This window comes from Citrobacter sp. RHBSTW-00599, assembly GCF_013784065.1.
Taxonomy (GTDB): domain Bacteria; phylum Pseudomonadota; class Gammaproteobacteria; order Enterobacterales; family Enterobacteriaceae; genus Citrobacter; species Citrobacter braakii.
This window is the reverse complement of sequence record NZ_CP056717.1, coordinates 2,282,337-2,301,277: the sequence shown is the minus strand read 5'-3', so window position 1 is coordinate 2,301,277 and position 18,941 is coordinate 2,282,337. Positions and strand designations below refer to the sequence as shown.

General features: G+C 49.4%; 19 protein-coding genes. 7 read left to right on the top strand and 12 right to left on the bottom strand.

Features of this window, described 5'->3' with window-relative positions:
* The first annotated feature begins 67 nt into the window (after nucleotides 1-67).
* The 3 genes from HV243_RS11185 to HV243_RS11175 all read left to right on the top strand — a co-directional run bounded on the left by HV243_RS11185 (nucleotide 68) and on the right by HV243_RS11175 (nucleotide 2,486).
* Entirely contained in the window at nucleotides 68-547 is a 480-nt protein-coding gene (locus HV243_RS11185; RefSeq protein WP_016153327.1) for a cupin domain-containing protein, read from the top strand.
* A complete protein-coding gene (locus tag HV243_RS11180; protein WP_053389603.1) occupies nucleotides 525-1,286 on the top strand; it encodes a carboxymuconolactone decarboxylase family protein in 762 nt (253 codons plus the stop codon). Before HV243_RS11185 ends, HV243_RS11180 begins: the two co-directional genes overlap by 23 nt.
* A 135-nt stretch (nucleotides 1,287-1,421) precedes the next feature.
* Nucleotides 1,422-2,486, top strand: coding sequence for an alpha/beta fold hydrolase (locus tag HV243_RS11175; RefSeq protein WP_047389853.1), 1,065 nt, complete (start codon nucleotides 1,422-1,424; stop codon nucleotides 2,484-2,486).
* Nucleotides 2,487-2,897: 411 nt separating this feature from the next.
* Here the strand turns inward: HV243_RS11175 and HV243_RS11170 are convergent, their stop codons facing one another.
* From HV243_RS11170 to HV243_RS11125, 9 genes are all read right to left on the bottom strand, one after another.
* Nucleotides 2,898-3,188 (bottom strand): hypothetical protein, encoded by a 291-nt coding sequence (locus tag HV243_RS11170; protein WP_131350897.1) that lies wholly within the window; start codon nucleotides 3,186-3,188, stop codon nucleotides 2,898-2,900.
* 122 nt (nucleotides 3,189-3,310) lie between these two features.
* Nucleotides 3,311-3,508, bottom strand: coding sequence for a hypothetical protein (locus HV243_RS11165; RefSeq protein WP_131350900.1), 198 nt, complete (start codon nucleotides 3,506-3,508; stop codon nucleotides 3,311-3,313).
* Between the two features lie 5 nt (nucleotides 3,509-3,513).
* The gene (locus HV243_RS11160) at nucleotides 3,514-4,470 is read right to left on the bottom strand and encodes a matrixin family metalloprotease (RefSeq protein WP_227021138.1); all 957 of its coding nucleotides are present in this window, start codon (nucleotides 4,468-4,470) and stop codon (nucleotides 3,514-3,516) included.
* Nucleotides 4,471-5,270: 800 nt separating this feature from the next.
* On the bottom strand, nucleotides 5,271-6,224 hold the full coding sequence (locus HV243_RS11155; RefSeq protein WP_047358269.1) for a lysozyme inhibitor LprI family protein: 954 nt from the start codon (nucleotides 6,222-6,224) through the stop codon (nucleotides 5,271-5,273).
* 815 nt (nucleotides 6,225-7,039) lie between these two features.
* A complete protein-coding gene (locus HV243_RS11145) occupies nucleotides 7,040-7,432 on the bottom strand; it encodes a DUF202 domain-containing protein (RefSeq protein WP_016156755.1) in 393 nt (130 codons plus the stop codon).
* On the bottom strand, nucleotides 7,416-8,297 hold the full coding sequence (locus HV243_RS11140; protein ID WP_016156756.1) for a MurR/RpiR family transcriptional regulator: 882 nt from the start codon (nucleotides 8,295-8,297) through the stop codon (nucleotides 7,416-7,418). The genes HV243_RS11145 and HV243_RS11140 overlap by 17 nt, the downstream gene beginning before the upstream one ends.
* 43 nt (nucleotides 8,298-8,340) lie before the next feature.
* Nucleotides 8,341-9,219: an aldose epimerase gene (locus HV243_RS11135; RefSeq protein WP_053389604.1), complete on the bottom strand. Its 879-nt coding sequence runs from the start codon at nucleotides 9,217-9,219 to the stop codon at nucleotides 8,341-8,343.
* 2 nt (nucleotides 9,220-9,221) lie between these two features.
* A complete protein-coding gene (locus HV243_RS11130) occupies nucleotides 9,222-10,982 on the bottom strand; it encodes a sulfatase-like hydrolase/transferase (protein ID WP_181604019.1) in 1,761 nt (586 codons plus the stop codon).
* A gap of 14 nt (nucleotides 10,983-10,996) precedes the next feature.
* Nucleotides 10,997-12,541 carry a PTS transporter subunit EIIC gene (locus tag HV243_RS11125; protein WP_049042061.1) on the bottom strand — a complete coding sequence of 515 codons (1,545 nt, stop codon included), beginning with the start codon at nucleotides 12,539-12,541 and terminating at the stop codon, nucleotides 10,997-10,999.
* Between the two features lie 157 nt (nucleotides 12,542-12,698).
* Here HV243_RS11125 and HV243_RS11120 point away from each other — a divergent pair, with 157 nt between their 5' ends.
* From HV243_RS11120 to HV243_RS11110, 3 genes are all read left to right on the top strand, one after another.
* Nucleotides 12,699-13,928 carry an anaerobic sulfatase maturase gene (locus tag HV243_RS11120; RefSeq protein WP_047416657.1) on the top strand — a complete coding sequence of 410 codons (1,230 nt, stop codon included), beginning with the start codon at nucleotides 12,699-12,701 and terminating at the stop codon, nucleotides 13,926-13,928.
* A gap of 267 nt (nucleotides 13,929-14,195) precedes the next feature.
* On the top strand, nucleotides 14,196-15,047 hold the full coding sequence (locus HV243_RS11115) for an aldo/keto reductase (protein WP_053389605.1): 852 nt from the start codon (nucleotides 14,196-14,198) through the stop codon (nucleotides 15,045-15,047).
* 26 nt (nucleotides 15,048-15,073) lie between these two features.
* Nucleotides 15,074-16,063, top strand: a complete 990-nt coding sequence (locus HV243_RS11110) for an aldo/keto reductase (protein ID WP_053389606.1) — start codon at nucleotides 15,074-15,076, stop codon at nucleotides 16,061-16,063.
* Between the two features lie 24 nt (nucleotides 16,064-16,087).
* On the opposite strand, the gene HV243_RS11105 is transcribed toward HV243_RS11110, so the two are convergent.
* On the bottom strand, nucleotides 16,088-16,981 hold the full coding sequence (locus HV243_RS11105) for a LysR family transcriptional regulator (protein WP_016156764.1): 894 nt from the start codon (nucleotides 16,979-16,981) through the stop codon (nucleotides 16,088-16,090).
* Nucleotides 16,982-17,129: 148 nt separating this feature from the next.
* Here HV243_RS11105 and HV243_RS11100 point away from each other — a divergent pair, with 148 nt between their 5' ends.
* Complete coding sequence (locus HV243_RS11100) at nucleotides 17,130-17,921, top strand: SDR family oxidoreductase (protein ID WP_049282649.1); 792 nt, start codon at nucleotides 17,130-17,132, stop codon at nucleotides 17,919-17,921.
* A 142-nt stretch (nucleotides 17,922-18,063) separates the two neighbouring features.
* On the opposite strand, the gene HV243_RS11095 is transcribed toward HV243_RS11100, so the two are convergent.
* Nucleotides 18,064-18,615, bottom strand: coding sequence for a LuxR C-terminal-related transcriptional regulator (locus HV243_RS11095; protein ID WP_053390186.1), 552 nt, complete (start codon nucleotides 18,613-18,615; stop codon nucleotides 18,064-18,066).
* Nucleotides 18,615-18,860: a hypothetical protein gene (locus tag HV243_RS11090; protein ID WP_016156767.1), complete on the bottom strand. Its 246-nt coding sequence runs from the start codon at nucleotides 18,858-18,860 to the stop codon at nucleotides 18,615-18,617. Before HV243_RS11090 ends, HV243_RS11095 begins: the two co-directional genes overlap by 1 nt.
* Between the last annotated feature and the right edge of the window lie 81 nt (nucleotides 18,861-18,941).

Here is an 18,941-nt window from a genome sequence, read left to right as displayed (position 1 = left end):
GACGACATCTCCCCCTGATTAGAATCATTGCAGACCCTCTCCATCATTGTAGATAAGGACGCTTTGCATGATCAGACATTTACGTTACCTCGGGCTGTTACTGCCCCTCTTTACGTTTTCATCCTGGGCGGCGGAGCAAAATCCCGCTGTCCATATCGCCACCGCCGGAAGCCAGAATGCGGTGTACGGGGCAGCAGAGAACTTTACCGGTCGCGTCCGGGTTGATCCTCTCTTCAAACCAGATAACGAAATTAGCGTTTCCGGGGCTTATGTCACCTTTGAGCCAGGTGCTCGTTCCGCCTGGCATACGCATCCGGCAGGCCAGCGGCTGATTGTGACCTCGGGAGTTGGGCTTACCCAACAAGAAGGCCAGCCGGTGCAGGTCATCCGCGCTGGCGACGTTGTCTCTTGCCCAGCGGGCGTCAAACACTGGCACGGGGCGGCACCCGGCAGCGCAATGACGCACCTGGCGATAACCGGGATTGTGGATGGCAAAAGCGTTAACTGGATGGAGAAAGTGACAGATGAACAATACCACGCCCATTAAGGCATTAACGGCAGCGGTACTGCTGACCTTTGGTTTGGGTCTCACGGCACATGCTGCGCCCGTCAATAAAGGAGCCTCAGAAATGAACCACGAACAAACGGTTTCAGATACGCTGTCAGCTCGCCAGCAAGCCATCCCGTTGATTGCGGCATCAATGGCCAGCAGTCAGATGGATAAGCTGAATGCGGCACTGAATCAGGGGCTTGATGCAGGACTCACGATAAACGAGACCAAAGAGATTCTCGTCCAGCTCTATGCCTATACGGCATTTCCCCGTAGCCTGAACGCGCTGAATGAACTGATGAAAGTCGTCGAAGCACGTAAACAACGTGGCGTTGAAGACGTTGAAGGTAAAGAGCCGGTCGCCGCCATCCCTGTCGGAGATGAGCTTCGCCGTGTCGGTACCGCAAACCAGACTAAAATCTCCGGCGCTCCCGTCCAGGGACCTCTGTTCGATTTTGCCCCGGTTATTAATCAATTCCTACAAACGCATCTGTTCGGCGACATTTTCGCCCGCGATAACCTCGACTGGCAAAGCCGCGAGTTGGCAACGGTTGGCGCATTAGCCGCCACGCCGGGCGTTGAAGCTCAGCTGTTATCGCATACGCGAGCCAGCATGCGAGTCGGCCTGACGGCAGCGCAACTGCGCCAACTGGCACAGGTTCTGCGTGAACATGGCGAAAGTGATGCAGCAACGCGGGCTGAAAAGGCGCTGCAACAGGCGTTAGCAAACAGTTAGGCGTTGGTTTGAGACGATACGGTGCTAATCCTCCGCATTCATGAGTCTGCCAAATAAGGGCAATCAAAGGTGCTAAATAATTCACGCTGACAACTCAGATATGATTGAACGGCAAACATAACAGAGGATGTAATCTTGAAAACTGTCTTAAAAACGCTGGCCATCTGCGCGATGGCGGGTGGCATGGTGGCTCAGTCGGTATACGCCGAGCCGCTGGTCATTCAGGAACAGGGAAGCTTTTCTGCTGGTGGCACAATCATCACCGCACCAGGGAAATTTGACGCGAAAACGCCGCTGGACTCTGCGGGTCAAACCTGGCATGGCGATCATGCGTCTGTGTTCTACCAAATTCCGGAAAATCCGCATAAATACCCTATCGTCATGCTGCACGGCGCAGGTCAGTTCTCCCGCACCTGGGAAACCACGCCGGATGGTCGCGAAGGGTTCCAGAACATATTCCTGCGTCGTGGATTCTCAACTTATCTGGTCGATCAGCCACGTCGGGGCAGCGCCGGGCGCACGACGGTAGAAGGTACTGTTACGCCTAAACCGGATGAACAGATGTGGTTTAACCAGTTCCGCGTTGGCGTGTGGCCGGAGTATTTTAAGGGCGTTCAGTTTTCTCACGACAAAGAAGCCCTGAATCAGTATTTCCGTCAGATGACCCCGAATACCGGGCCGTTTGATATCAATGTTATCTCTGATGCGATGTCCGCCGTCGTGGATAAATCTGGCCCGGCTATCCTTTTCACCCACTCCCAGGGTGGCGGACCAGGCTGGTACACGGCGATGAAAAATGACAAGGTCAAAGCCATCGTCGCCTTCGAGCCTGGTAGCAGCTTTGTCTTCCCGGAGAAAGAGCTCCCTGCCCCAATGCCAAGCGCGTTCGACACGCTGAAGGGTGAACCGGTGCCGATGGAGCAGTTTATGGCACTGACTAAAATTCCGATTCTGATTATTTACGGCGATAACATCCCTGATAAACCTGTCGCCATGCCCGCGCAGGACAGCTGGCGCGTACGTCTGGCAATGGCTCGCGAGTGGCGTGACGTGGTGAACAAGCATGGCGGGGATGTCACTGTGACGCATCTGCCTGAGGAAGGAATCAAAGGGAATACCCACTTCCCGTTCTCGGATCTGAATAACGTGCAGATTGCTGATATGGTGAGTAAATTCCTGGAGGAAAAAGATCTACAATAGGAAGAGCTAGTATTGAGCCTTCATTATTGAGGGCTCAATACAATCATCAGTTATATCAAAAAAAAATAAAATGGGGGAGCGAAAGTCTGCTATAAGGTTTGAGTTCAACGGGTCGATGCAACGCTATCCTTAATCAAGGGGACGTTAAGTTTGAGAACGTCTTTGATAATAAATTATTCATAATTGACAAAGTTAATCACAGTGATTCATACCTCTAGTCTTTCGGTAATATTTTACAGATCAATGGCATTACACTAACAAGAATGACGCTACAAGCCGGCTGATAACATTCGTGTTTTCATGACTGAACCCTTTTACTCTTTTTTAGAGTAAAAGGGTTATCTTAAAAGTAAGCTTTGGGTATGATTAGTGTGATAATAATCAAGAAGTTATATGTGACCGTCTATTATTTTATTCATTACTCCAGTTTGACCACCCAGCGGATTGTTCAAAGGCCAGTTTTATTGCAGCCGTAGCCAGTCCAACGGCAGTTAGTTCAGTAGCCTTACCGGACAGGCATCCAGTGAAAGTGGCAGATGCGCCTGCGTATGCCGCAGCAACTCGGGCAGTTGGCTCTGGTGATGGTGTAGCCCAAAGTGCGGCAACTGCAACGGCGGAGGAGAGACCAACGCACGTCGCTACTATATTTTCCACTACGCTGCGCGCGGCTTCTGAAAGATCTGTGGGCCCAATTCCATTCATATATACTTCTACCTGCATTGTCCGGTAATCTGTTGCCCACTGGTTACAGGTACGCCATTCACCTCCCCATGGCCAGTTACCCCATGCTTCACCAATACATCTTATTCTTGTTTGCGGTGGTGTCAGAGGATCTCCCCACTGTGCAATTTTTTCCTTCCATACTGACCACCAGAACTTAAAGCAGATCCAAGGTTTTTCTTATCAAAATTAGGGAATCCTTTTGAATCATATCCATCCACATGTAAATCATTATTAGGCACCTGTGCAGCAATACCAGATAATGGCATACTAATTAAAAATAGGAATGGTAATAATTTCATTATAATCACCCTTTTATTGAGCATACAGCAGGATCAAAAACAGCATTGGGGACTGGGCCATAAAGGCATGCAGAACCTATTTTATCTTTTTCTGTTAAATTAAGTGACCAGTCACCCAACCCATTACATTGAGGGTAATGCATTACTGAAAACCCATCATAGGAAGTTAAAGGTTTCCAGTCCTTGTCCTCGAAACACTTGCCTGCTTCAGGGCGGGTTTGCTCATGCCTAAATGAAAGCGTATGTCCTAGTTCATGTCTGAGTATGCCGGTCAAGGTTAATTTTCCAGGGGAAAGACTCAGCGCTGATTTGTCGATAAGAACATTTCGTTGCAATCTTTCGTATCTTGGGAAAAACGCACGTGCAAGGTATTGCCCATTGACATCTACAGGCCGAACATCAAATATGACATCAGTTGTATTCTCATTGCAAAGTGGGTCAAGCCATGAAGAATGTATAAATCTTACATCACTTGCCTCTGACCATGCTTTAGCTGCATCTTGCATTGCTGCTACGACGGAATCATATTTCTCTCCAAACGAGGTACTGACACAATATGTGATATTCCTTTTTGTTACGTTGTCCCATTTACTTATATTCCCTTGTGGGGCATCAACAATAAGCCATGTATTTTCATTTATATTCAAACCGAATAAAACACTTTTCCAACTGGCTGCAAGTTCTCTTTCATAAAACTCTCGCAAATCAGATTCATTAGCAATAGGTGTATCACCATTAACAATATAGACACCACTAGAAAATGGTTCTTTATAGACCGTTTTTTTAAACTCCTCAAAGCCATTTACTACTACCTTATGGCTAAGCTTTACATCATTAATATCACTTATAACCTTTGCCTGTTCAATCAGTTCATCAGTGGGTAGTGTTGACGCAGAGGTTACTGATGCAATAGGTATCACAGTTAAGTATATAGTTAAGAGAAAATTAAGTCTTTTCACCATTCCCTCCTTAATGTCAAGGGCATAATGATGTTAATGGGAAATTATGGCACAAATTATAAATTCATCATATGCCATTACCTAGAATAGATTATCTCAGCAGGTATTCAATGTTGAAATTATGATAAGGTATTAATTAAGATGGACTATTGCATAATTTGCAGGTAGATATATATTCAATGTACATGTCACCGTCAATAATACAGAAGTATTATTGTTGCTTTATCGAGTTTACAGATTGTTAAGTTGATACATTACAATGAATAATGTTATCCTGTCTCAAATCAGTATGATGCTAATTAAGGGGAAGAGGTTATATTGATTCTAATCATGAAAAATTAGTGAAGTTAGTTTTTAGAACTTCAGCTCATGGCACAGGGCGGACTCGCTAACTGATCTAAAGGTCCATTGTGAGCGAGGAGCAGACATTTTACTCATGGCATAGGTACGTTTCCGATTAATTAGACAGTATTTTCCAGTAAAATTTTTAATTTTTATTTATCGATCTCGGACAAGCAATACCAGTTGCAAATGATGCTCGATGAATTCTTTTTTGAGTGCCTGCAACGATGAACATTATTGGTAATCACGGAAAGCAAGATGTCTTAATTCTTGCATATCTCTAACAGCAAATGCACTTGATGACTACACTGGCCATCGCCTTTAATGAAATACCTACGCCCCAAAATCCCGTTCTAACCGCGATCAATATATCCGGCGTGGGCCAGCGAAAACGACTGAAATTATCCCACATTACGCTGGCGCCAGCTTAGCACTGACCACCAGCCTGAAGGGGAGTTCAGCTATTGGTTTCTGAAGAAATCGGTCCTGGAAAGGGTCATTTGCGTCTGGCAGTCGATCATTTTCTTGATTTCAGCATCTGTTCCCTGCATTGAAACTTTGCCGCACATAGCATCCTTAGTTTTGATCCACTGACGCTGAGAAGGCAGCAATTCTTTTTTCTTCGCCGGCGTTAACGTGCTCCAGGCGGTATTCAAATCAGAGTCGGCATTCGCAAACGCCATTCGGGACAGATCAAGGCTGTCAGCTTTTTGCTGCTGAACCTGCTGCTCCGCCTTTTCTTGCGCCTGAAGCTGTGTCTGCCTCTCTATTTGCTGAGCCGCCTCATACTTAGCCTGTTGCTGCGCTCTGAGTTGCGCCTGTTGTTCCGCTTCAATTTGGCTTTGCTGGGCATGCTTAGCCTGCTGGATTTTCTGCTGCTCAACGATCGGATTGATGATGGAAAGCGATGTCAGTGCAGCGGCACCCACTGATATCGGATTATCAGAAGAGGCTTTTACAAAAACGTTTTTCTGATCGTCGGTCGCCTGTGCGGTGTAGGAGATGCGTTTTGAAAAGGCGTTGGCGTTGTTATCCAAAGACAGGCTTTCCATTTGCTTGTCGAGATTACGGTTAAAGTTCTTTCTGTAAGCATCAGAAAGCTGGGCGTACTCGTTCGCAGGTAGGGTCATCGTCACGGTCCCTTCACAAGTTTTCATTGTGCTACCCGTGTCACTTGAGGTTGTGGAGATTTCAGAGATGGCCAGTTTGATCTTGTCCAAAGCACTTCGTTTGGTCTGATTAGTGACGTCAGGATATTTATCGACCTGTTCAGAGAGTCCTTCATAAGCAGACTTTTTTAATAAATCCATGAGGGCTGACTGGGTCATTTCAGAGGAACAACCGATCACGTCTTTTTTGTTATCACAGCCTGTTATGGCAACGGCGAGTAAGAGTGCTGAGTATTTTAATCTCATGAGTTCCCTTTAGAGTAAGGATTGGCTTTTAAGAGGCGGTCTGTAATCAGTCCGGAGGGCTACAGTAAACAGCGCTGAACACTGAACGCATCACAAGCAAGAACCAAGGTGATATCGGCAAAGGCTGTGAAATCTTTAATTCAACTGATGAGAACGGTATGCACAGGGTACTGTAGCGATGATCCCGAAGCCGGAAACATGCAATGCAGGTTTTCGCTGCTGACTTAATAAAGGCTAGGATAAAGCCAATGCTGGCGCACCGTTTATGACCTTTCACCTGCGCTAATCCGCACAGAAGTTCGGAACGGTGGTTTCTTCGCTGGTATATTTTTTACAGCGAGTCTCATTTGACCTGATTCTTCTTATCACCGTGGGGGATTACCCCCACTACCACGATGCAAGATAAGAATTTCACCGAAAGTCGTTCTTGGCTCATATGTCCTGATCCCTTCAAAGGGTAGAGGTCAACTAAAACAGGCCCGCCAACCGAGTGAAAGAGTGACTGCCCTGGGACGAAATCCTTCCTGTAAACTAAATTCTACCTCTACGTCCTTCACGGTGCGCTTATAACTGAGATAACAAGAGCAATACACCTGCAATCATTACATTGAATGAGATCACTACATGCCGGCAAGTGAGGGCTCCGCAGAAAATAGCGAAAGAACCAGCCATCAGCAGCATACCCGCCACACCGTAGAGAATATTACCAGTATGACTCCATCCCCGAAAACACAACAGACCTGGCGCGAGCATTGACCATCCTGTTCTTCGCCATGACAGGTGTGTACGTTCTGGTTGTAAGCCCGGATCTCTTTTCATAATGGTCTTCCCTGCCAGAGTAATATACCCAGCAATATTGCGAGAACCAGCATCAGTATTGACAGAACCACCAGCAAACGGGTGTAAGGTAAATCATTTTCAAGACGCATAGCATATTCATTCTTGCGCCAGCGTCGCCAGGCCATATATCCCATCGCTGATGCAGCGACCAGCAGCAGTGTTGAAATACCGATACGCAGTTCCGCAGAAGATAATTGGGGGGAAAACTGCTCGATTCCGACAGCACCGGCCATGAGTGCCAGCGCAGTACGGATCCAGGCAAGAAATGTACGCTCGTTGGCGAGCGTAAAACGATAATCGGGGGTTTTGCCCTCAAGCCACCACTTCCCCTTTGGGCGTATTGACGGAGTATTATCCTGTAGACTCACGTTTAATCCTTTCTTTTATCAACAATTCTTTAATAGACAGTCCGGTCGATTCGCTATCGCGCAGATTGTGGCGAGTGATTTCTGTGCACAGAAACTCAATCATGAACAGCTGTGACATACGGGTGGCGATCGAGTCTCCCTGGTAGGGGCCAGCACTACCGCTGGTTAGCAACCAGGTGTCTGCCAGTTCATTCAGCGGTGACTGCGGACTGTGCGTTATTGCCAGACAATGCGCGCCCGCTTTTTTGGCCAGCCGGAAGGCATTAACCACTTCCGGTGTTTCGCCTGAATGAGAAAATGCGACCACCAGATCTTCTGGTTTGAGGTTGGCGAGTTTCAACGTCATGGTAAAACGGTCGGTATAGGCTTCCGAATCAATGCCCTGACGGTTCATTTTGTCGCGGGCTTCCATTGCGGAAAGACCTGAGGCTCCAAACCCCACGAACAAAACGCGGTTCGCGGTCAAAAATCGCTCAACCACTGGATTGACCACTTTCATGTCCAGCAGACCGATGGTCTCATTCAGGGTGGTTTCAACCGTCATGGCTATTTTCTGCGCCACATCGTTGCGGGAATCATCCAGGAAGATGTCCGGGGACGATGGCAGCAGTTGCTCGCGATCGGCCAGAAGCTCACGTTTAAGCGCCGCTTTCAGCTCGAGCAGCCCGGTATAACCAATTTTTTTGCAAAAGCGCACGATCGTCGCTTCACTGACTGATATGGCTTCGGCCAGTTTACGTACCGGCATTTGCGCTACAGTAGCGGGCTGCTCAAGAATAAACCGGGCAATATGCTGGTCAGTTTCACCAAGTCCACCCAGCACATTACTGATATACACCCGCACATTTTCACGATTTACGCTCATCGCAACACCCGATCCTTTTGCATGAAAAATAACGGGTATTCTGTCAATCCCCTTCGCATGCGTCCACCGTAAAACGCAGTTTCACGGAGAATCTCTGACTCTGGTTCGGTGCAAGCAGTCGTATTCCGCGCTTCTTCTCCACCGTTCCGTCAAAATCTGGCGCATCGGTCGTCCCGGCGAGTGGCTCGATACAGAGCAAGTCAGCACCGGGAACGCCCCAGAGCGCAAGCCAGTCATATTCAGCCGTTTCAAGCGTCATGACGATTGTGCCGTCGGGTGAACAAACCCTGATCTGTTGCTGCTGGCAGTCACCGAAGTAAATGGCCCCCTCGCGAAAGGCTGCCTCTGTCAGTGCAAAGGACTGCGTTGTTCGAGTCAGGTCTTCCGTGACCAGTGTTCTGTTACGCGTCGGAAAAGGCCCTCTGACCGCCAGCTCACCAAACTTCACCTGCCATCCCGTTTGGCTGGATACAGGGAGCGCAAACCCGGGGTGCCAGCCAATGGAATACAAGAATGGCTGACGGTCATCATTAAAAACTCGCTGTGTCACACTGACCCCAAACTCATGCAACATGAGCCGTAACTGAATCCGCCAGCACCATGGCCATACGCCAAGGGTTTCAGAGGTGGAGCAGGCTTCCAGCAACAGATGGTTCACACCTTGTTCAAGGCAGGTAAACGTCTGATGTCGTAAAAAACCGTGTGCCGATAACGGCAGATGTCGATTGTTTACACGCAGTCCTTCATGGATGAGCGCCCCGACCACAGGAAACAGCTGCGTAGCCGAGTTATTCCAGACGCCTGGCTGCGGTTGCCACAACCATTCACGCCCCGTGGATTTATCGCGCAGAGAAGATAGCTCACCGCCCGCCGCGTTCACCACGACCAGAAAGCGGTTATTTTCAAGCAGCCAGACGTTCATGATTACTCTGTCCTCAGCAGCAATCGGCTCTGATAAACCAGCGCCTTATGCCGGTCTCCGGTGAAACAAGCATCAATCAGCGTGAAGATATCCCTTTCAGCCAGTGAATGTCCGGCCGGGAAATGCTTCAGCAACGCATCCTGCGTTATGCCCTGCTCTTTGGCTGCACTGAGGACAAAACGTAATGCCTCTTCCACGCCATGATGCGCACAGCGATAGGCTTTCCCGGTCCATGGACGCTGTCTGGCCCAGTGCTCAGCGAAGGCCATCTCGCGTTCCAGCGTTAGCATGTCCAGTTCAAAACGGACGTAGAGTTCTGGTGGTGCATCATGCCGTTCCATCAGCCCAGTTATTGCCTGTGCGTAGTGAAACGCACGTTCACTGTCGTGAAGAGGACGCATCTGCTGCGGTTCGGCGTTGAGGTCGAAGAGTTTATCCCCGAACCGCCACGGATTCAGATAACCAAAGGTTGCAGGAATTTGCATGACCTGCGCGCCCTGGGTGAAATCAAAGCCGGGATGGATAGTGATATTCTGCAGCTCATTCACCTTGAACATGCTGTCGATTCGGGCCGGCATCAGGGTATATTCATACAGCCCCCCCTTCCCTTCCTCCCGTGGGCAGCGCATATAGACGTACTCGCCGTCGGTGATATTGATGTGGCCGCCAAAGTAGCCAAACATCGCATAATCACGTACTGGGGTATCATTTTCCACAGCCGGACGCAGCGGCTTACCGGTCATGGATGGCGGACGTGGAACGTCGAAATACTCCAGCAGAGTTGCCGGAATATCGATAGTCTGTGCCAGCGCGCTGCGGCGTACGCCTTCTGCTTTACAACGTGGATCGCGGATAAAGAACGGTGTGTTTGCGATTTCGTTGTACACCGGCATGATGTTCTTGCCCCACCATTGATGCTCTCCCAACAGGAATCCGTGGTCGGTACAGACGATGAACAACGTGTCCTCCCACAGCTCCAGTGCTTTCAGCTTGTCCATCACCTGGCCAAGGTAGTCGTCACACATGGTGATGAGTGCCTGGTAGAATTTTCGGACTTTATCATCATCCCTGCCGCCTGGTGCGCCGCAGTAGTAAGGCACCCACCCGTCAAATTCATCAGGGGTGCAGCCATACTGCGCAAGGTATTTTTCCGGTACGAAGAACGGTTCATGGGGATCGAAACATTCGATCTGCAGGAACCAGTTATCCTGATCTTTATTGGTTTCCAGGAAATCTATACCGGCACTGATGGTACGGTGAGTAAAGTGATCGTCCTGGATGGGCATCGCCGCACGGTTAATCAGGTCCTGGATCATACGCCCGCTGCGACGGCGCAGGGTTTCTTCGTCTTCCATTCCCTGCCAGTTGATGGCTGGTTTTTCAACCTGCCCTTTCCAGCAATCCCCTTCCTGGCCGCGGATAAACTCAAAGGTGGAATAACGGGTATGGTAGGTCGCTCCGCCATCACGCCAGTAGTGTTTATGGTCGGTCACCATATGGGTATGAATGCCAGCCTGCTTCAGCGCCTGGAACGTTGAGAAATCGAACGGCTCCAATGGCCCCCAACTGCGGTGCAGAAAATTATAACGCCCAGTATGCAGTTCGCGTCGGGCTGGCATGCAGGGCATGCTGCCGACATAGAAGTTATCAAACTGCGCAGACTCACGGGCTAGCCGGGTAAAATTGGGAGTGATGGCATCGCCCCCATAAGGGGCGAGGTGGTTACGCGTCAGCGTATCAAACATCAGCATTACAGCTTTCATAAAACGTCTCTTCTTTATGAACCGATAAATTCTTCGACTTCGTTTTTAATCAGCGTCACGTGTGGGCCGTAGACTACCTGCACCCCCTCTCCACGGATAAACGCCCCACGGCTGCCGAGTAGTTTAAAGGCGTCCACAACAACGCTTTGTGGGTTTTTGACTGTGATACGAAGACGAGTGGCGCAGCAATCCACATCAACAATATTGTCCCGGCCCCCCAGTGCCTGCACGATCCCTGCAGCCCGTTCACTGCCACTGACAGATGCCGCTACCAGCGGTTCATCTTCTGCGTCATCTTCACGGCCCGGCGTGTTCAGTTGACGCCATTTGATAAGGAAGCGGAAGGAGAAGTAATACAGGCAGAACATGACCGCACCGAGAGGGAGCATCAGCAACCAGTTGGTTTTGGCATTACCCTGAAGAACACCAAACAGCAGAAAGTCGATAAGCCCACCGGAGAATGTCTGTCCAACCGTGATTTGCAGGATGTGTGTAAACATAAATGCAACGCCGGTCAGCACAATGTGCATGACATACAGCAACGGCGCGCAGAACATGAACGCAAATTCCAGCGGCTCAGTAATGCCGGTGACAAACGCAGTTAGCGCAGCGGAAAGCATCAGGCTGGCAACTTTTTTCTTGTTCTCAGGACGGGCAGAATGGTAGATAGCCAGCGCTGCACCCGGCAGGCCGAACATAAAGTCTGCGAAACGCCCGGCCATGAAACGGGATACCCCGATGTAGTACTGCGTCACAGAGGGATCGGCCAACTGGGCAAAGAAGATTTTTTGCGTTCCTTGTACCAGGTGTCCGTTCACCATTTGCTCCCCTCCCACACTGGTCAGCCAGAATGGCAGATAGAACAGATGATGAAGGCCCAAGGGAATGAGGCATTTGAGGATCATGCCGTAGAACAGGGTCCCAACATAACCGGTTTTTTCAACCAGCCCCCCCAGATGGGTAATGCCCGTCTGGATATGAGGCCAGACCCAGAACAGCGCCACCCCGAGGAAGATGGCAAAAAAGGAACTGACAATAGGCACGAAACGGGAGCCGCTGAAAAAGGCCAGCAGACTGGGTAGCTCGGTTTTGCCAAACCGCTTTTGAACCCAGAAGGCCAGCAGACCACTCATGATCCCGCCCATCACGCCGGTTTGTAGCGTAGTGATCCCCATTACACTCGCCTGCCCGGCTGCGGCCAGATTCTCTGAGGCCAGCGTTCCAGATAGCAATAGTGACGCGTTGATCGCCTTGTTCATGACGATAAAGCAAAGTACTGCAGCAAGACCGGCCGTTCCCTTGTCGCTTCGTGCCATACCTACAGCGATGCCCACGGCAAACAGCAGAGAGAGATTATCGAAGACCACGCTACCACACAGTTTCATGACGGTAAAAATCGCCTGAATCACTTCACTGTTGAGGGCTGGATAGGTGGAGATGGTAACCGGATTGGTGAACACGCCACCGAATCCCAGAAGCAGACCTGCGGCTGGCAGGACGGCAATCGGCAGCATAAACGATTTACCCAGATTTTGTGCTCCGGCAAACAGTTTGCTCATAAAGACCCCTAATGTTGGTGTTATGAAGTTTATATTTCATGTTATATTGATATCAATGAAAACTATGTTTCAGTCTTTTTTGGCCAAAGTCAAAACACAGTGATAAAAGAGTGAGCAATATCACTAAATTTCGTGTGTGATTTATTCAGGAGCGACCATGAGCAAACCATTCCATTTGATGGCCAAGCCCGTCAGCTATCAGTGCAATATCGCCTGCGATTACTGCTTCTATCTGGAAAAAGAACAGAGCACGCTGAAACCCCATAAACCCGCCCGGCATATGGATGATGTCACGCTTGAAGCCTATGTGCGGCAGTACATTGAGGCGAACCCTGGCCCAGAGGTGGAATTTACCTGGCAGGGAGGCGAACCAACGCTTGCCGGTATTGCTTTCTATGAAAAGGCGATGCAGTTGCAGAGCAAATATGCCGGGAAGAAGCGTATCAGTAACAGCATCCAGACCAATGGCGTGCTGATTGACGAGGCATGGGCTGCATTCCTGGCGAAAAATCAGTTTCTGGTCGGCCTGTCGATTGACGGTCCAGCCTGGTTGCACGACCGCTACAGGAAGACCCGGAGTAAGCAGTCTGTTTTTGACAACGTACTGCGGGCGATGGATTTGCTGAAGAAACACCATGTTGATGTGAATGTTCTGACTGTCGTCAATAATGTCACCGCTGAACATCCGCAAGAGATTTACGCGTATCTGACCCAGGAACTGAAGGCTGAGTTTGTTCAGTTTATCCCGGCGGTCGAGCAGCGCCCGGCTAACGAAAAGTATGGTGAATTACTCTACCCGCAGACACTCGCCGGTTCCGTCACGGAGTGGTCAGTATCCGGGGAACAATGGGGGAACTTCATGAAGGGGGTATTTGACCTGTGGATACGCAGGGACGTTGGCCGCGTGTATGTACAGATGTTTGATAGCGCGCTGGCGGCCTGGCTTGGTGAAAAGCCATCACTGTGCGTAATGCAGTCTTCCTGCGGTTTTGGTCTGATCGTGGAGCAAAACGGTGACGTCTACAGCTGCGACCATTACGTTTACCCTGAGCACCGGTTGGGAAATCTGCGCCGGGATAGCCTGGCGAAGATGGTCGCCAGCAAACAGCAACGCAAGTTTGGGTTTGCTAAAACAGAGGTGAGTTCAGAGTGCATGCGCTGTGAGTGGCGATTTGCCTGTCATGGCGGTTGCCCGAAGCACCGGATACATAAAATGGGCGAGCGCTGGCATAATCACCTGTGTGCGGGCTACAAGGCAATTTTCAGTCATGTTTCCCCTTACATGCATTATATGGCCAGACAAATCAGTATGCAGCGACCACCAGCAGAGGTGATGCAGGTGGCCGCGATTATTGCTAATCAGGAAAGCCATTCCCGGGGCTCATAGATAACGCATCAGCTATAAATCGCTGATGGATTCCAGTAATGGATATATTTTCGGCCACGCAAGAAAATAAGGCAGTGTGCTAAGTTCGTCAGACAAACCTTTGTTGAAGGTCTCAGGGTGTGAATGACGATATCTGGCACAACGCCGGTCATCAGCCCTCCTCAAAATTAATGAACACATCTAATAAACCCTAGCTAATTACCCCATCTAATCGAATAAATAACTTTGCGTTATGCTTTTCCTCGACAACAGCCAAAGGATAACGTCATGCAAACTGTAAAACTGAACAACGGTATTGAAATGCCCCTGCTGGGCTTTGGTGTGTTTCAAATGTCTGATGCCGCTGAATGCGAAAGAGCCGTTATTGATGCCATCGATACGGGATACCGCCTGATCGATACCGCCGCGTCTTACCAGAATGAAACCCAGGTCGGGAACGCTCTGAAACAAAGCGGTATCGACCGTAACGAACTCTTTGTAACGACCAAGCTGTGGCTGCAGGATACTCATTACGAAGGCGCTAAAGCCCAGTTCGAACGCTCCCTGAATCGTCTGCAACTTGATTATGTTGACCTGTATCTGATTCACCAGCCTTGCGGTGATGTCCATGGGGCATGGCGTGCCATGGAAGAATTACAACAGGCAGGAAAAATTCGCGCTATTGGCGTCAGCAACTTCCATCCTGACAGACTGGCCGACCTTATCGCCTTCAACAACGTTGCCCCTGCGGTAAACCAGATTGAAGTTAACCCCTTCAACCAGCAGCTGCATGCCGTTCCTTGGAATCAAAGCCGTGGCATTCAGCCGGAAGCCTGGGCTCCGTTTGCTGAAGGGAAAAATGGTCTGTTCCAGCATCCCGTATTAACGGCAATTGGTCAGAAGTACGGCAAAAGCGTGGGTCAGGTTGTTCTGCGTTGGATCTTCCAGCGAGGCATCGTTTCACTGGCGAAATCGGTGCGCAAAGAACGCATGGCAGAGAACATTAACATTCTCGATTTTGAACTCAGTTCTGAAGATATGCTGCAGATTGCTGCCCTCGACACTGCAACCAGCGCCTTCTTCTCTCACCGCGATCCGGCGATGGTGGAATGGCTGACCGGCCGCAAACTTGATGTTTAAGTCGCGATAAAAGAGGTATTCATTCAATGCAAAAACGTTATCTGGGTAAATCCCGACTCGAAGTATCCGCGCTTGGGCTCGGCTGCATGGGCTTAAGCCATGGCTACGGTCCGGCGACTGATACCCGTCAGGCTATCGAGCTCATTCGCGCTGCGGTTGAACGTGGCGTCACCTTCTTCGATACCGCTGAAGTGTATGGCCCCTTTCTTAATGAAGAGGTTGTAGGCGAAGCCTTAAAACCGTTTCGTGACCGTGTGGTTATTGCCACCAAGTTTGGTTTTACCTTCGGCACGGACAACAAGCAGCAGATTTTAAACAGCCGTCCGGAGCATATCCGTGAAGCCGTGGAAGGATCATTACGCCGCCTTAAGACTGATGTCATTGATCTGCTGTATCAACACCGTGTCGACCCGGATGTCCCCATTGAAGATGTCGCGGGAACTGTGAAAGACCTGATAGCGGAAGGCAAAGTCAAACATTTCGGTCTGTCCGAAGCGGGCGCACAAACCATTCGTCGTGCACATGCCGTACAACCGGTCACTGCGCTGCAAAGCGAATACTCTCTGTGGTGGCGCGAACCTGAGCAGGAAATCCTGCCGTTACTGGAGGAACTGGGTATTGGTTTCGTTCCCTTCAGCCCATTAGGCAAAGGCTTCCTGACGGGATCGATTAAGCCAGGAACCACTTTTGGCAAGGATGATTATCGCAGCACCGTGCCGCGTTTCGCCGAGCAGGCGATTGAAGCCAATGAAAAGCTGGTCACCTTGCTGGGTGAACTGGCGGCAGAGAAAGGTGTGACGTCTGCGCAAATCGCGCTGGCATGGCTGTTGGCACAAAAGCCGTGGATTGTTCCTATCCCTGGTACCGCCAAACTGCACCGGCTGGAGGAAAACCTGGGGGCTGCCGACATCATTCTTTCACAGAAGGATACGCAGCAGATAACCCAGGCGCTGGAAACGATTAACATCGTCGGTGAACGTTACTCTCCTGAGCACCAGGCCCGCGTAGGCCGTTAATATCCGAACGGGTCTACGGACCCGTTATTGGGCGTAGCGAAGTGCATCGATCATCAGCGCAAATGCGGGCGGGTGCTGCTTACGGCTCGGGTAGTAGAGATAATAGCCGGGAAAAGATGGACACCAGTCCTGCAGAACCTGAATAAGCTCTCCTGACTTTATATAATCCTGCACCCTGTCTTCAGGCATACAGGCAATGCCAAAACCGGATAAAGCAGCATCAATCCTTTCTGCCTGCTGATTAAACGTTACCTGCCCTTCCACTCTGACCCGTAACGGTTTCCCTTCCTTCTCAAACTCCCAGTGATAAAGCCCACCGGCAGTCGGCAGGCGCATATTGATGCACCGATGATTTTGTAGCTCGTGCGGCGTTTCAGGTGCAGGGTTTGCCGCGAAGTAAGACGGTGCTCCCACCACGGCCATGCGCATGTCCGGGCCAATTCTTACAGCAACCATATCCTTATCCACGCTTTCGCCCAGGCGGATCCCGGCATCAAAACGGCCCTCAACAATATCGACAAAGCCGTTATCAACCACCAGTTCGAGATTAATTTCCGGATATTCCCTGAGGAAAGGTTTTAACTTTGGCCATACCAAACTTCGCGCGGCATGCTCCCCAGCAGATAAGCGGATATTGCCGGAGGCAGTGCCGTTCAGTTGAACCAGCGATTCCAGCTCCTGCTCAAGATCGGCAATACGCGGTTCAAGGCAGGCAATAATTCTCTCACCGGCCTCTGTAGGGGCAACGCTTCGGGTCGTACGGGTCAGAAGGCGGATATTGAGCCTTTCCTCCAGCGCCTTCATCGCATGGCTGAGTGCAGACTGAGATACACCCAGTTTGCCCGCTGCTTTGGTAAAACTTCGCTCCCTTGCCACCACCAGAAAGATTTGCAGTTCGTTGAAGTTTTCTTTGAGCATCGGCGATTTCCTTATGGTGGCATTCCCTTCATCGCGCACTCATGAAGGGTGTTCATAGACACAATCATTTTAGCCCTATTACTGACAATAATGATAATTGATATTCTGGCTGTAGAGAAAATAAGTCTGAATTATCAGAAGGTTTATCATGAAAATACTCATTGCAGGCGCGACCGGAAGTATTGGTCTTCATGTCGTGAATACCGCTATCGAAATGGGCCATCAACCCGTGGCGCTGGTCAGAAATAAACGGAAAGTAAAATTACTTCCGCGTGGAACGGATGTTTTTTACGGCGATGTTTCAATGCCTGAAACACTTACCGATTTGCCGAAAGATATTGATGCCATCATCTTCACTCTCGGTTCCGATGGCCAGGGGCGTATTGGCGCCAGAGCGATAGATTACGGCGGTGTGCGTAACATTTTACGACTCTTCAGGGATACACCTGTACGCATCGGTTTAATGACCACGATTGGCGTGACTGAACGACTCAGTACCTGGAATCAACGCACTGAGGTTCATGACTGGAAAAGACGTGCCGAACGTCTGGTCAGAGCGAGTGGTCACCCCTATACCATCGTCAGACCCGGCTGGTTTGATTACAACAATGATGATGAACACAGAATCGTTTTGCTTCAGGGGGATCGTCGCCATGCAGGAACACCAGAAGATGGTGTGATATCAAGGCAGCAAATCGCCCAGGTTCTGGTCAGTGCCCTGACTAACGAGGCGGCAAAAAATAAAACGTTTGAGCTGGTGGCCGAACGAGGCGAAGCACAGCCGGATCTTACTCCACTGTTTGCAGACCTGCAGGCTGATGATCCACAAAAAAATGATGGCGTTTTAGATATAGACAATATGCCTCTGTGTGAAGAACCTGAGTGCATTATTAACGAGCTGAACCGCACGGGGTTGCTGAAATCTATAAATAAATCATAAGCATCTCGACAAGGCTGTATCATCGCCCTCTTATAATGAGCGTTAATTTATGTTCACAACAGAAGACATCATCGATAAGATAACCCGAGCGATTGATTTAAACGTACACAAATCGCTGAAGGTAAGTTTAGCGTATCGATGATCAGGCATGCTTCAGCCAGTTCCGGAATATTTGCGCTTGCAGTATTCCCTGAAAATCAATCAGCCCTGAGCAACCAAGTTTCTTGATCAGATTCTGCCTGGCCTGGTAAATGGTTTTTAAGTGTAGATTTAACATGGCAGATATCTCAAAAACAGTTCGCCCCTCCCCTAGCTGCGTTAAAATATATTTATCTCGCGCAGTCAAAGAGATATTGAGTTCCGATTGATGCTCGTGCTTTCCACCAGCACGAGTAATATCAATAATAAATTGCTTGATTGAGGCAACATCGCTATCTACTGGCAGTCTGTAAAGTGAGATGTCATTGAGATACTGATACAGATGGCCATCAATCAGCAGCACCAGACGATACGAATTCAGATCGTAATTTTGCTTTTTTACCGCGTCAAAGTGATTAGCGGTGAAGAAAACAAGTCGCGCCTTGTCATCTTCAAAAACGATATCTGTAAGGATATTCTTTAACCCTTGCCTGATAAAGATATCGTCAATCCATAAAACTGCGTTTCCAGCATGTTCCTGCACGATGTTCATCATTATGACCTCAACGAAAAATCACCATTGACCTCACCGGGCTGCGAAGTTTTATCAAGTTGAAGATGTGCCAGAATCTGTGAATAGAGATCGGTCAGTATCACATTCTTCTCATTCTTCAACTGCGTGCTAAATGCCTGAATAAGAACATCATTACTGATACAACCCTGTTTTAACATGACATTACGCTCTATATCCTTATACAAAGCGCAGCGGAAAATAAAATCTTCCGGAATTGAATTAGCCATATCAACTCCATAATATGCAGTCATAAAAATAAGAGGATGCTATGTATAGTCTTAATCCAAACAGCGAAGCGACAGAACTTA